Here is a 13131-nt window from a genome sequence, read left to right as displayed (position 1 = left end):
AGCGCCCGCGGCGTAGCGCCCGCGCTCCGCAGCCCGGCCGGCGGTGCTACGCGCCGGAGGGTGCCGAGCCTCCCGACGACCCGCCCGTCACTGCCTGGACGCTGCCGACGAGCGCCTGGAAGTCGGGGGCGAGGCGTGGGGCCTGCGCCGACGTCGCGGTGAACGTCAGGCTGTAGACGGCGAGCCGTCCGTCGACGTCGACGTCCGCGGCGGGCAGGAACACCTGCACCTGCGTGAGCTCGACGGGCACGCCGTCGACGAGGGTCGTGAGCCGGACGTCCTGGCCCAGCCCGGGCGCGGGTGCGTGGCCGAGCACCGCCCGGTTGTGGACCACCACGTCCTGCTCGGTGGCGGCCAGGCGCTCGACGGCGCCGTCGGCCATCACCTCGACCGCGTCGTCACCGGTGGCGACGTCGAGCGCGACGGTGATGTTCGCGGTGAAGCCGGCGTCGGGCGTCTCGTGGAGCGCGACGAAGTCGAGGCCCGGCGTGGCGCCGGCGGGCTGGGGGCGCCACCCGGCGGGCAGCCGGAACGTGACGGGTGGCGGGACGGCTGCCATGCGTCTCCTCGATTCGTCGTGCTGCGTGTGCGTGCTCGGTGTCCGGTGGTGCGGGATGCGCGCGGGTGCGCTGCGCGGGTTGCGGCGGCGCGTCAGAACAGGCTGCCGACCCAGTCGACGGCGTCGTCGGCGGCGTCGAGCACGCCCTGGGGGTCGATGGTGATCGCCATCGACCCGGACCCGCCGAGGCCCAGCGCGGCGCCCGCCTTGACCTCCATGGTCCAGCTGCCGTCCTTGTTGCGCCCGACGCCGCCGTCGAACTCGGCGCCGATGCCGGCCCAGCCTTCGACGCCGACCTCCCCGCCGACACCCGCGACCTCGGCGTCCGCGCCGATCTCGCCCTTCGCGCCGGCGAACGCACCCGCCTCGGCCTTGATGCCTTCCTTGCCGAGGTGCACCCCCGCCTCGGCGTGTGCGCCGGCGAGCCCGCTCGTGCTGACGCCCACGCTCGCGTGCTCGTGCCCGGCCCGCGCGGACGCGTCGGCGTGGACGCCGACGCTCCCCTCGGCCGTCGCCTGGAAGGTGCCGTCCGCGACGCCGAAGGCGGCCTCGCCCTTGGCCCCGACCATGGTGCTGGCCTCGGCCTTCGCGAAGAGCGAACCGGACTTCGCCTCGGTCGAGGCGTCGGCGGAGAACAGGCTGGCCTGCCCCTCGGCCTTCGCGAGGTCGAGCTTGCGGTCACCCGAGTCCGGGTCGTACGTGAACAGCGAGCCCGAGGTGCTGCCGGAGACGTCCGGTCCCTGCCAGCCCGCCTGGTTGTGCACGATGGGGCTGTCGCTCACGACGATCTCTGCGAGCGTGTCCGCGGCGTCGTCGCCCGCCTTCGTGACGGCTGCCCGCGCGTCGGCCAGGAGGTCGCGCGCCTCCTGCCGGAGCGTGGCGCCGGGGTCCACGAAGGGTCCGGGGTAAGGGGTCGGGTTGGGCTTGTCGAACGACCGCTCGTAGGCGTTGACCTTCGAGGTGTACGACTGCTCCGCGGCGGCGGTGGCCGCCTCGCCCTGGGCCCAGAGCTCGATGGCCTCCGCCGCGTCCAGCTGGGCACCGTTCAGGGCGGTCGCGTAGGCGGTGAGCTGTGCGGCTGCCGACGTCAGGGCATCGGCCGTGACCCGCCACGAGCGCGGCAGGGCGCCCACGGCGACCTCGAACCGGTCGGCGGACGTCCCGGTCCACCCGGGCACGCGCACGCTCGCGAACGTCTGGGCGGCCGTCTCGAGCTGGGCCGCGCGGTTGCCGAGGGCCGTGGCGTCCCCGCGGACGGTGGCCTCGTTGCCGGGGACGAGCGCGATCGGGTCGGTGGTGCTGCCGAGCTCTGCCATCACCCGCTCCCTTCTGCCGACCAGTCGATGCCCGGCGGCGCCGGTGCGAGGGGGGCCCGTGGGCCGAGCCGGTCGAACACGCCCGGCGGCGCCGGTGCGAGAGGCGCGCGGGGTGCCCACGGGCCGGGCGTCACGGGCGCGGGCGGTGCCCAGGGGCCGGGCGTCACGGGCGCGGGCGCGAGGAACGGGTTCGTGAGGCGACCCTGGGCGCTCGCGTCGACCGCGCGGTAGTCGGCGGCCTGGTCGACCAGGTCGACCGCGAGTGCCTCGGCCTTCGCGGCGAGCTGGTCCACGCCCGTGTCGACGTCGGCGACGAAGGTGCGTAGCGCCGCGCTGAGGCCGGGGTGGCCGTAGCCGTTGCCCCAGGCGAAGCACTGGGTCTCCAGGGTGCCGTCCGCCACGGCCGTGCGGATCTTGCCGGCTGCCTCGTCCAGCGCCTCCGGGTCGACCTCGAAGCCATTGCCTGACATCGCATCCCCCTGCAGCAGTCGATCACCGGCGTGCTCACTGTAGGGGACCCTTCCCCGCGAGCGTGACCCGGGGCCTGGTGCGCGCCACCCGCACGCCCGCCGCTGTCACCCGACCGGGTGAGCCTGTCTCCTGACCGCCCGACTTGCCGGTTTCGTGGCCTATGGTCGATCCATGGCACCTGATCAGCCGCAGGCGGTCGCACGTGTCCTCCTCGACGCCCTGACCGCGCTCGACCCCGCGAATCCTGCCGCGTCCGTCCGCGCGGTGCCCCTGGCTCTCGCCGAGCTCGCTGAGATCGTCGGCGACGAGCAGGACCAGGTCTCGTCCGTCGCTTTCGGCGCGATGTCCCTCGCGCACGCGTGCATCGCGCTCGTCGCGGGCCTCAAGGACGTGGACCGGCTCGACGTCATCGCCGCCCTGCGTCCGCTGTTCTCGGAGACGGTCGAGGACCAGGCCGCCTGACGCGTGACCCACGGCCACCGCGGCGGCCATGACGGGGGCGACGGCTAGCCTTCACGGGTGAGCGTGCTGGGTGACCTGAAGACCGTCGCGGTGCACCGGGACTTCCGCAAGCTGTTCGCGGTGCGCCTGGTCTCCCAGTGCGGCGACGGCATGTTCCAGGTCGGCCTCGCGACCCTGTTCTTCTTCTCGCCGGAGCGCATGGCGACCGCGGCCGACGTGGCCGCGGCGTTCGCGGTGCTCCTCCTGCCGTTCACCGTCGTCGGGCCGTTCGCGGGCCCGCTGCTCGACCGGTGGCGACGCCGTCAGGTCCTCCTGCTCGGCAACGCCCTGCGCGTCGTGCTCGCGCTGACGCTCGCGGTCCTCCTGGTCACGGTCGGCGTCGGGCCGGCCGTGTACGTCCTCGCGCTCGTGACGCTCGGGATCAACCGGTTCCTGCTGTCCGCGCTGTCGGCGGGGCTGCCGCGCGTGGTCCCGCAGGAGCAGCTGCTCATGGCGAACACGCTGACGCCGACGCTCGGCGCCGTGTCGGCGGTGACCGGCGCCGTCCTGGGCTTCGCGATCGGGCGGCTCGTCCCGGCCGGCCCCCTCAAGGACGGTCTGGTGCTGGTCTGCGCGGCGGCGCTCTTCGGTGCGGCGTCATCCCTCGCGCTCCGGCTCGGCAAGGACCAGCTCGGCCCGGAGCTGAGGGCCGGTCGGCTGCTCGCGCAGCTCCGGTCGACGGTCGGCGACCTGGGCGAGGGCGCGCGCTACCTCGTGGCCCGGCGCACGCCGGCCGCGGCCCTCGGCGTCATGGGCGTGCACCGGTTCCTGTACGGAGCGAACTTCATCGCGCTGATCCTCATCGCGCGCAACCTGCTCTCCGACCCCGCGGACGCCGACGCCGGGCTCGCGACGTTCGGGCTCCTGACGGGCATCTCCTTCGCGGGCAACGGGCTCGCGATCGTCCTGACGCCCCTCGCGCACGAGCGGATGGCACCCGCGACCTGGGTCCTGGTGTGCCTCGGCCTCGGCGTGACGAGCCAGCTCCTGCTGGTGACGTCGTCCGCGTTCGGCGTCGTCGCCGTCGCCGCCGCCGTCCTGGGGCTGAGCGTGCAGGGCGCCAAGATCGCCGTCGACACGATCGTGCAGCGCGACACCGCCGACGCCTTCCGGGGGCGGGCCTTCGCGCTCTACGACGTCGTCTACAACGCCGCGTTCGTGGGTGCGGCGGCGCTCGCCGCGGTCGCGCTGCCGGACACGGGCTGGTCGCGCGGCGCGTTCGCCGCCCTGGCGGCCGCGTACGTCGTGACGTTCCTGGCCTTCCGCGCCGTGTCGGGCGACGGCCGACCGCGGCCCACCCCGCTCCACGCGAGCACCTCAGCACCCGGTCTCTGACCGGCGGTGGCCCCGGTCGGGCACACCGCAGGCGACCTGCGAGAGCCGTCACCCCGCCTGGGTCACGACCTCCCAGTCGGCGACCGGTCCCGGCACGACGACGAAGAGCGGGTGCACGTCCGGCACCTCGACCGCCGCCCAGCGGGCCAGCACCTCGGGGCTCCGGGCGGAGAGCTTGGCCCGCAGGTGCGCCCACTCGTACGCAACCTGCCCCTTGGTCACCTCGAGCCTCAGCTCCGGGTCGGGCGGCCCGAGGATCTTCGACCGGTCGAACGCGTACCCACGCGCCACGGCCTCGTCGACGACCCCGTGCAGGTAGGTGACGACCGCGGGCCCCGGGAGCGGCACGTCGGGCCCCGGGCGCAGACGCGTGAGCTGCGGGTGGTTCCGGTACCCGCGCGTCGTGCCCGTCAGGACCTTCTGCGCGAGCAGGCCCTCGCGCCACCCCGCGGTGAGCCCTTGACGGTCGAGGTAGCGCGGGTGCACCGACCAGAGCCTCACGGGTGCCGCGCCGCCCACCACCGGCGCAGCTCCTCGCCCGCGGCGTCGGGACCGAGCGGGCCCTGCTCCATGCGCAGCTCGAGCAGGAACCGGTACGCCTCGCCGACCTCGCGGCCCGGGGCGATGCCCAGGAGCTCCATGATCTGCTGACCGTCGAGGTCGGGCCGGATCGACGCGAGCTCCTCCTTCTCCCGCAGCTCGGCGATCCGCTGCTCGAGGTCGTCGTACGCGAAGGACAGCCGGTCGGCCTTGCGCCGGTTCCGGGTCGTGCAGTCGGACCGCGTCAGCCGGTGCAGGCGCTCGAGCAGCGGGCCTGCGTCGGTCACGTATCGGCGCACCGCCGAGTCCGTCCACGGGACCTCGCCGTAGCCGTGGAACCGCAGGTGCAGCTCGGTCAGCCGCGCGACGGCCTGCACCGTCTCCTTGTCGAACCGCAGCGCCTTGAGCCTGCGCGCCACGAGCTTGGCGCCCACGACCTCGTGGTGGTGGAAGCTCACGCCGCCGCCCGCCTCGAACCGGCGCGTCGCGGGCTTGCCGATGTCGTGCAGCAGCGCGGCGAGCCGCAGGACGAGGTCCGGGCCCGGGACCGGGCCGGTGGGCTGCTCGTGCGTACCCGTCTCGAGGTCGATGGCCTGCGCGAGCACGGTCAGCGAGTGCTGGTAGACGTCCTTGTGCCGGTGGTGCTCGTCGATCTCCAGGCGCAGCGCGGGCAGCTCGGGCAGCACGTGGTCCGCGAGCCCCGTCTCGACGAGGACCTCGAGGCCGGGTCGCGGGTCGTCCGCGAGGAGGAGCTTGACGAGCTCGTCACGGACCCGCTCGGCGGACACGATCTCGATCCGGTCGGCCATGCGCTCCATCGCGACCCGCACGTCGTCGGCGAGCCGCATCCCGAGCTGGGCGGTGAAGCGTGCGGCGCGCATCATGCGCAGCGGGTCGTCGTCGAACGACTGCTCCGCCGTGACCGGGGTCCGCAGCAGGCCGCGGGCGAGGTCGGTCAGACCGTCGAAGGGGTCGACGAACGTGAGCGCGGGCAGCCGCACGGCCATCGCGTTGACCGTGAAGTCACGCCGTGAGAGGTCGCCCTCGAGCGAGTCGCCGAACGCGACCTCGGGCTTGCGCGAGTGCGCGACGTACGCGTCGGTCCGGTAGGTCGTGACCTCCACGACGACGTCCGCCTGGCCCTCGCGTGCGAAGCGGCGCGCGCCGATGGTCCCGAAGTCCCGCCCGATGTCCCAGTGGGCATCGGCCCACGCGGCGAGGATGGCCTCGCTCTGGTCGGGCGTCGCCGACGTCGCGAAGTCCAGGTCCGAGCTCACGCGGCCGAGGAACGCGTCCCGCACCGGGCCGCCGACGAGCGCGAGCTCGTGACCCGCCTGGGCGAACGCCTCTCCGAGCTCGATCGCGGCGGGTGCCAGGTCCGCGAGGACCGTCAGGGCGCGACGCCGCAGGGCCGCGAGCGCGGCCGGCTCGGGGGCGGCGGTGGCAGGAGGAGTAGGCACGGGACACCAGCGTGCCAGATCGGCGCGCGCCGGGACGCGCCGACGACCGGCCGCCGCGGTCCCGTGGCCTCCAGCCCTGGTCGTTACAGTGTCGACATGTCCAGCGCCGTTCCCCACCCGGTGCCCGGGCCGGTGCCCTCGCCGCCCGGTGGCCACGCGCTGCGCATCGACCCACGCGTCGGACGACGCCCCTCGGCCCCCGGGCTGCCCGTCGTCGAGGAGACCTCCGCGGGCGGGCTCGTCGTCACCAGCGCCGGCGACCACCCCCAGGTCGCCGTCATCGCGCGCCGCAACCGGGCGGGCCGCCTCGAGTGGTGCCTGCCGAAGGGCCACCTCGAGGGACCGGAGACGCCCGAGGAGGCGGCGGTGCGGGAGATCGCGGAGGAGACGGGCATCCGCGGGCAGATCATGCAGCGCCTCGGCACCATCGACTACTGGTTCACGGGCGACGACCGCCGCGTCCACAAGGTCGTGCACCACTTCCTCCTGACGGCGACGGGCGGTGAGCTCACCGTCGACGGCGACCCGGACGGAGAGGCCGAGGACGTCGCGTGGGTCGCCCTCACGGACCTGCCCGACCGCCTGGCGTACCCGAACGAGCGTCGGCTCGCCGTCGCCGCGGGTGCGGTGCTCGCCGGCGGCGCATGAGCGACGCCCCCGGCCCTGGACCGGCGACCCGTCGGCGCCGGCGGACCCGTCCACGCCTCGCCAGCGCCCCCGCGCGTCTCGCCACCCGTCAGCGCCTCGCGGCGCTCGGGGCCGTGGGTGTCGGGCTCGTGCTCACGCTCACGGCACTGCCCGCAGCCGCCGTCGTCGGCGACCGCGCACCGTCCGTGGCGCACGGCGTCGGCCCTGCCGTGAACGCGACGGACCCGGCCCCCGTGGTGGCCGGGACCCTGCCCGTCGAGGTCACGCTCGACTCGATGAGCCCCGCGATCCTCCAGCCGGGCCAGGACCTGACGGTCACCGTGACCCTGCGCAACACCGGGGCGGTGGCACTGGCGGCACCGCGCGTCCTCCTCGACCTGGACCGCGACCCCTTCGTGAGCCGTTCCTCCCTCACGGCGTGGCGCACCGCGGACGCGTCGGCGGAGCTCGGCACAGCGCTCGTCCACGTGGACCTCCCCGCTCCGCTCGCGCCCGGCGCCTCGGCCACGGCGACGGCCGTCCTGCCGGCGTCGGCGCACGGGCTGCGCGCCCGCGCCGCCTGGGGCCCACGGGGCGTCGCGCTCGAGGTGGTCGACGTCGCGGACCCCACGAGGGCACGTCAGGGGCTGCTGCGCACCTTCCTCCTGTGGTTCCCGGAGCAGGAGGTCACCGCGACGCGCGTGAGCGTCCTGGCACCCGTCGTCGGACCGGCCGTCGACCCGTACAGCGAGGCACCGCTCGAGGAGCTAGCGGCGCAGACCCGGCCGGGCGGGCGCCTCGCCGACGTGCTGGCCGCGACCCGCGAGCACCCGGAGGTCAGCTGGGCGCTGGACCCGGAGCTCCTCGAGAGCGTCACGACGGCCGACGACGACGCGACGGCGACCCCCTCGTCGACGGCCGTCGCGACGTGGGTCGACGGCGTCCTCGAGGCGGCGACCGACCGGGAGATCGCGCTCCTGCCGTACGCCGACGCGGACGTCAGCGCGCTCGCGCACGCGCAGGCCGGCTCGATCCTCGCCACAGCCGTCGACCGCTCGACGCGCGTGGCGGCCGCCGCGGGGCTGCCCGGGGCGTCGACGCTCTCCCTCGCCCTGCCCGCCGACGGCCGCGCCGACCTCGCGACCGCCGCGTTCGTCAACCGCGGCTCCGCGCGCGCCGTCGTCGTGGGGCCGGGTGACCTCCCGTCGCCCGCGGTCCTGACGTACACCCCCACGGGGCGCGCCACGGTCGCGGCGGCCGCGGGCGACGTGACCGTCCTCGTGCCCGACGAGCGGCTCTCGACCGCGCTCACCACGGGCCTGGTCGACGGTGCAGGGACGGACGACGGTGCAGGGACGGCCGACGCCGCGGCCGACGCCGAGCCGCCCGCCGCCGACTCGGCCGCTGCCGGCTCGGCGGGCACGGACGACCTGCGCCCCGCCGAGTCCTCGGCACCCGCGGTGGACCCGGCCGTCGCGACCCCCGCGTACGCCGCGCAGGACCTCCTCGCGGAGCTCGCCGTGATCACCCGCGAGCGCCCGAGCACCGCACGCCACCTGCTGCTCACCGTGCCGCGCGACTGGGAGCCCGACGTCGCCGTCGTCGACGCCCAGCTGGACGCCCTCGAGCAGGCCCCCTGGGTGCACGTCGAGCCCGTCGCGGCCCTCGTCGGCTCGGACGACCCGGGCGTGGACCGGGGCACGCTCCCCGCGCGCGAGACCGACGACGCGGAGATCGCACCGTCCCAGCTCGCCGGCCTCGGCGGGGCGATCGACGGGCGCACGGCGCTCGTCGGCATGGTTGAGGACCCCGCGACGCTGCTCGGGGACGTCGAGCGTGAGCTCCTGGCCCCGCTGTCCGTCGCCTGGCGGGCCGACCCCGTGGGCCGCGGCGCGGTCGTCGCCCGGGCCGCTGCGACCACGGCCACGCTGCAGGACGCGGTGTCCGTCCAGCCGAGCAGCGACTTCAACCTGGTCTCGCGGACGGGTGAGGTTCCCGTCCGGGTGACGAACGCCCTCGACCTCCCCGTGACCGTCGCCGTGTCGCTCCGCCCGAACGACAGGCGCCTCGTCGCCGACGAGCCCGTCCTCGTCACGATCCCCGCGGCGTCCGAGACGATCGTCCGGGTGCCCGTGCACGCGGTGCAGAGCGCCGACGTCGCGATCACCGTCGAGGTGCGCACGCAGGCCGGGGACCTCGTCGACGACGACGCGACGTTCACGGTGCGCGTGCGCGCCGAGTGGGAGAGCATCGGCACGGCGATCATCGGCTCGCTGCTGGCCGTCGGCGTGCTCGTCGGGGTCTTCCGGACGATCCGTCGGGGCCGGACCGCCCGTCGCGCGGCCCCGGTCGCCGCCGGCCCGGACGCGCTCTCGCCCGAAGAGCAGGCCGAGGACGACGTCGACACCGACGCCCCGGCCGAGGGTGTCGGCCGAGGGCCGGGCTCATGAGCGACGTCCCGTCCGACGGTTCGGGGACGCCCGCGGCCGGGGGCTCCCGGCTCGGACGCAGCGCTGTCGTCATGGCCGCGGGCACCGCGACGTCGCGCGTCCTCGGCGTCGTCCGCGCGTCGGTCCTCATCGCCGCGATCGGCGCGAACGCCGCCGCGGCGAACGCGTTCTCCGTCGCCAACTGGCTGCCGAACATGCTCTACATGCTCGTGGCGGGCGGGGTCCTCAACGCGGTCCTCGTCCCCCAAGTGGTGCGCGCGTACCGCTCCGCCAACGGCCAGGAGTACGTGGACCGCCTGCTCACGCTGGCCGGCGCGCTCCTCATCGGCCTGACGGCGCTGCTCACCGCGGCCGCACCGCTGATCGTGTGGCTCGCCGTGGAGGTCAAGGACCAGGCCTTCGCCGGCCTCGCCACCGCGTTCGCCCTGTGGTGCATCCCGCAGGTGCTGTTCTACGGCGTCTACACCCTGCTCGGTCAGGTGCTCAACGCGCGCGGCAGCTTCGGCCCGTACATGTGGGCTCCGGTCGTCAACAACGTCGTCGCGATCGCGGGCCTCGTCGTCTTCATGGTCCTGTTCGGGACGTACGAGCCCGACGGCAACCTCGACGGGTTCGCGCAGTGGGACGCCCAGCGCATCGCCGTGCTCGGCGGGTCCGCGACCCTCGGCGTCATCGCCCAGGCGCTCGTGCTCATCGTTCCCCTGCGCCGCAGCGGGTTCCGGTACCGGCCGCGGCTCGACTGGCGGGGCAGCGGGCTCGGCAGCGCCGGCCGGGTCGCGGGGTGGACGTTCGCCGCGCTCGTGGTCGGCCAGGCCGGGACGCTCGTCGTGGTGCGGGTCAGCGCGGCCGCGGCGCAGCTGTACCAGGACGACGTGGCGGGCAACAACGCCTACTCGCTCGCGTTCACGATGTTCATGCTCCCGCACTCCCTCGTCACGGTGTCGCTGCTCACCGCCCTCTTCACGCGCCTCTCGGCGCACGCCGCCGCGCGTGACAAGGCGGCCGTGCGCGCCGACTTCTCCTACGGGCTCCGCCTGATCGTCGTCTTCACCGTCTTCGCGACAGCCGTCCTTGCCGTGCTCGCGCTCCCCCTGGTCCGCGTGGTCTTCCAGGCGACCCGGCCCGCCGAGGCCGGGTCGCTCGCGCCCGTCGTCGTCGCGATGGTGACGGGCCTCGGCGCGCTGGGTGCGTGGTCCCTGTGCCAGCGCGTCTTCTACGCGTACGAGGACGCCAAGGGCCTGTTCCGCATCCAGGTGGTCATGGCGGGCATCGTCGCGACGGGCAGCATGCTCGGGTACCTCGTGCTGCCCGCACGCTGGTGGGTCGTGGCGGCGGGCGCCTCGATCGCCGCCTCGTACGTGGTCGGTGCCGTGTGGGGCGGCTTCCACGTGCGGCACCGCCTGGGCGGCACGGGCAGCCGCCTGATCCGCGTCCACGTCCGGACGATCATCGCGGCACTGGTCGCCGCCGCCGTCGGCTGGCCGCTGAGCCACCTGTTCGGCAACCTGTCCGGCGCCGGGTTCGTCAAGGCCGTCCTCGTGTGCGTCGTCGTCGGCGTGGTCATGGCCGCCATCTACGTGGGGCTCCTGCGCCTGCTGAAGGTCGAGGAGGTCGGGCTGCTGCTCGAGCCGCTGCTCAGTCGCGTGCGCCGTAGCATGGGCGCACCGGGCGGGTCCCGGCCCGCAGGCGCGGCAAGCCGTCCTGCCTGGCGTCGAACGGGTCCCGCGAACGCACACGGAGGTGACCCACTGGACGTCGTCGTCGGACGAGGCACGCTGCTCGCAGGGCGGTACCGCCTGGACGAGCCGGAGGTCACGGACCTCCCGGACGTCGAGGCGTGGACCGCGGTCGACCAGATCCTCGACCGCCCCGTGCGCGCCCTCGTGCTCCGTGGCGAGCGCGTCCGCGCCGCCCAGGACGCGGCCCGGCGTGCCGCCCTCGTCTCCGACCCCCGGCTCCTGCGGGTCCTCGACGTGGGCGACCACGACGGCCTGCCGTACACCGTGACGGAGCCGCTCGCCGGGCGGGACCTCGCCGAGCTGACGTCCCACGGCCCGCTGCCGGCCGACCAGGCGCGCGCGATCGTCGGCGAGGCCGCCGTCGCGCTCGAGGTCGCCCGGCGCCGCGGCGTGCACCACCTCGCGCTGCGTCCCTCCGCCGTCCGCGTGACGCCCGACGGCGGCGTCGTCGTCTCCGGCCTCGCGATGGACGGCGAGCTGCTCGGCCGCGGCATCGGCGACGCCCGGTCGACGACGCGTGCGGACACCGTCGCCCTCGTGTCCCTGCTGTACCTGACCCTCACGGGCCGCTGGCCCGCACCCGCCGGGTCGGACCCCGGTCCTGCGGTCGCGGCCCCGCTCGTCGAGGGCAGCCCCGTCGCCCCCGCCGAGCTCGTCCCCGGGGTGCCCAACGACCTCGACACGCTGTGCGCCGTGACCCTCGGTCCGCACGACGACGGCCCGCACAGCCCCGCCGAGCTCGTCCGTGAGCTCGAGCCGTGGCCGGCCGTCGCGGCGGACGAGGTGTTCGGCGCGGCCGACGCGGCCCTGAAGGCCGCCGGACCGGCGCCGTGGACCGGGACCCGGGTGGGCCCCGTCGTGACGTCCGTGCCACGCGACCAAGGAGGCTTCGTGCCCGAGGACCCGCAGGACGCACCCACCAGCATCATGGGCGCCGCCGACGCCGACCCCGCCCGTCCTCGCGCCGCAGGCGACGGTGCCGCCGTCGAGGAGACAGTGGTTCAGGACGGCGTCGTCGGACAGCCCCGCACCGTGCAGCGCCAGTCCGTGCGGGAGTCCATCGCGGACCAGGCCGGGCCCGCAGCGCGCCCCGGGACCCCGCCCCCGGCGGCGCCGCCCGCGTTCCATCGCCAGTCCGCGCAGGCTGCCGCCGCGGCCGCCTCGGTCGACGCCGCCGCGTCGCACCCCCGGTCGGTGTCCCAGCGCGCCGACGGGCCGTCAGGGCCCGTCGTGCGGCAGGACGCACCCACGGTGGTCGGCGCCGGGGCGCCGCCCGTCGTGCCGCCGAACCGTGCCGGGGGCACCGGCTGGCCCGGGGCCGCGGGTCGGCCCGAGCGTCCGGGGCAGCGGCCGTCGTCGGGCAACGAGCCCTCGCACGAGGCCTTCGACTCGCTCATCGGGCGGTCCACCGAGGCCCTCGTCCGCAAGCGGTTCGACCCGACGCCGCTCGTGCTCATCCTCGTGGGCGTCGCGGTGCTCATCGGGATCGTCGTGGCGTGGAACGCCCTCACGTCGCCCGCCCCGCCGATCGGCGGCGGCGCGGACCTCGGCACGGGTCAGACCCAGGACGACGACGCGGCCGACGACGGCGCGGGCCAGGACGCGGGCGCCGACGACGCCGTGGAGCCCCCTGCCGACGCGCCCGAGGAGCCCGCGGACGGTGGCGGGGTCCCGACGATCGCGGGCGCGCAGATGATCGACCTGCCCCCCGGCGGCGACAACAACGAGCACCCCGAGGCCGTCCCGCTCGCGATCGACGGGGACCCGGCCACGGCCTGGTACACCCGCACCTACAAGTCGCCGACCTACGGGATGAAGAGCGGCATCGGGTACGCCGTGACGCTCGCGGAGCCGACGACGGTGACCACCGTGACGCTTCAGGTGAACGGCACGGGCGGCATGGTCGAGGTCCGCGCGACCGACCCCTCGACGCCCGACCAGGGCACGGTCCTCGCGTCCGGCCCGATGAGCGCGGAGACGGTGCTGACGTTCTCCGAGCCGACGGAGGCGACGCACATCGTCCTGTGGTTCACGCAGCTCCCCCAGACGGCGGACGGCAGCAACCGGGTCGAGCTGGCCGAGGTGCGGCTGTCCTGAGCAAGGAACAGATCAGCCCTAGGATCGGTTGACGCC

General features: G+C 75.4%; 10 protein-coding genes. 5 read left to right on the top strand and 5 right to left on the bottom strand.

Going from position 1 to position 13131, the window contains the following annotated elements:
- Positions 1-46: 46 nt before the first annotated feature.
- The 3 genes from FZ988_RS07750 to FZ988_RS07735 all read right to left on the bottom strand — a co-directional run bounded on the left by FZ988_RS07750 (position 47) and on the right by FZ988_RS07735 (position 2345).
- On the bottom strand, positions 47-559 hold the full coding sequence (locus FZ988_RS07750; RefSeq protein ID WP_149203427.1) for a hypothetical protein: 513 nt from the start codon (positions 557-559) through the stop codon (positions 47-49).
- 92 nt (positions 560-651) lie between these two features.
- Complete coding sequence (locus FZ988_RS18485; protein ID WP_188079024.1) at positions 652-1875, bottom strand: putative T7SS-secreted protein; 1224 nt, start codon at positions 1873-1875, stop codon at positions 652-654.
- Positions 1875-2345: a hypothetical protein gene (locus tag FZ988_RS07735; RefSeq protein ID WP_149203426.1), complete on the bottom strand. Its 471-nt coding sequence runs from the start codon at positions 2343-2345 to the stop codon at positions 1875-1877. The genes FZ988_RS18485 and FZ988_RS07735 overlap by 1 nt, the downstream gene beginning before the upstream one ends.
- 172 nt (positions 2346-2517) lie before the next feature.
- Between FZ988_RS07735 and FZ988_RS07730 the strand changes: the two genes are divergently transcribed.
- Both FZ988_RS07730 and FZ988_RS07725 read left to right on the top strand, forming a co-directional pair.
- Positions 2518-2808, top strand: coding sequence for a hypothetical protein (locus FZ988_RS07730; RefSeq protein ID WP_149203425.1), 291 nt, complete (start codon positions 2518-2520; stop codon positions 2806-2808).
- 57 nt (positions 2809-2865) lie between these two features.
- Positions 2866-4182 carry an MFS transporter gene (locus tag FZ988_RS07725; RefSeq protein ID WP_188079023.1) on the top strand — a complete coding sequence of 439 codons (1317 nt, stop codon included), beginning with the start codon at positions 2866-2868 and terminating at the stop codon, positions 4180-4182.
- A 48-nt stretch (positions 4183-4230) separates the two neighbouring features.
- Here the strand turns inward: FZ988_RS07725 and FZ988_RS07720 are convergent, their stop codons facing one another.
- Together FZ988_RS07720 and FZ988_RS07715 are read right to left on the bottom strand one after the other, a co-directional pair.
- A complete protein-coding gene (locus FZ988_RS07720; protein WP_149203424.1) occupies positions 4231-4683 on the bottom strand; it encodes a pyrimidine dimer DNA glycosylase/endonuclease V in 453 nt (150 codons plus the stop codon).
- The gene (locus tag FZ988_RS07715; protein WP_149203423.1) at positions 4680-6182 is read right to left on the bottom strand and encodes a CCA tRNA nucleotidyltransferase; all 1503 of its coding nucleotides are present in this window, start codon (positions 6180-6182) and stop codon (positions 4680-4682) included. The genes FZ988_RS07720 and FZ988_RS07715 overlap by 4 nt, the downstream gene beginning before the upstream one ends.
- Before the next feature lie 96 nt (positions 6183-6278).
- On the opposite strand from FZ988_RS07715, the gene FZ988_RS07710 reads away from it, so the two are divergent.
- From FZ988_RS07710 to FZ988_RS18725, 3 genes are read left to right on the top strand one after another with little or no spacing between them, the layout of a single operon-like run.
- Entirely contained in the window at positions 6279-6830 is a 552-nt protein-coding gene (locus tag FZ988_RS07710; RefSeq protein WP_149203422.1) for an NUDIX hydrolase, read from the top strand.
- On the top strand, positions 6827-9259 hold the full coding sequence (locus tag FZ988_RS07705) for a DUF6049 family protein (protein WP_149203421.1): 2433 nt from the start codon (positions 6827-6829) through the stop codon (positions 9257-9259). Before FZ988_RS07710 ends, FZ988_RS07705 begins: the two co-directional genes overlap by 4 nt.
- A complete protein-coding gene (locus tag FZ988_RS18725) occupies positions 9256-13095 on the top strand; it encodes a murein biosynthesis integral membrane protein MurJ (RefSeq protein ID WP_223145058.1) in 3840 nt (1279 codons plus the stop codon). The genes FZ988_RS07705 and FZ988_RS18725 overlap by 4 nt, the downstream gene beginning before the upstream one ends.
- Positions 13096-13131 lie beyond the last annotated feature (36 nt).

This window comes from Actinotalea subterranea (assembly GCF_008364845.1).
GTDB lineage: Bacteria > Actinomycetota > Actinomycetes > Actinomycetales > Cellulomonadaceae > Actinotalea > Actinotalea subterranea.
This window is presented reverse-complemented; position numbering and strand designations above follow the sequence as displayed.

Excerpts from the sequence above, each read along its gene's own strand:
- FZ988_RS07750 (WP_149203427.1), bottom strand. The coding sequence starts at position 559 with ATGGCAGCCGTCCCGCCACCCGTCACGTTCCGGCTGCCCGCCGGGTGG.
- FZ988_RS18485 (WP_188079024.1), bottom strand. The coding sequence starts at position 1,875 with ATGGCAGAGCTCGGCAGCACCACCGACCCGATCGCGCTCGTCCCCGGC.
- FZ988_RS07735 (WP_149203426.1), bottom strand. The coding sequence starts at position 2,345 with ATGTCAGGCAATGGCTTCGAGGTCGACCCGGAGGCGCTGGACGAGGCA.
- FZ988_RS07730 (WP_149203425.1), top strand. The coding sequence starts at position 2,518 with ATGGCACCTGATCAGCCGCAGGCGGTCGCACGTGTCCTCCTCGACGCC.
- FZ988_RS07710 (WP_149203422.1), top strand. The coding sequence starts at position 6,279 with ATGTCCAGCGCCGTTCCCCACCCGGTGCCCGGGCCGGTGCCCTCGCCG.
- FZ988_RS07705 (WP_149203421.1), top strand. The coding sequence starts at position 6,827 with ATGAGCGACGCCCCCGGCCCTGGACCGGCGACCCGTCGGCGCCGGCGG.
- FZ988_RS18725 (WP_223145058.1), top strand. The coding sequence starts at position 9,256 with ATGAGCGACGTCCCGTCCGACGGTTCGGGGACGCCCGCGGCCGGGGGC.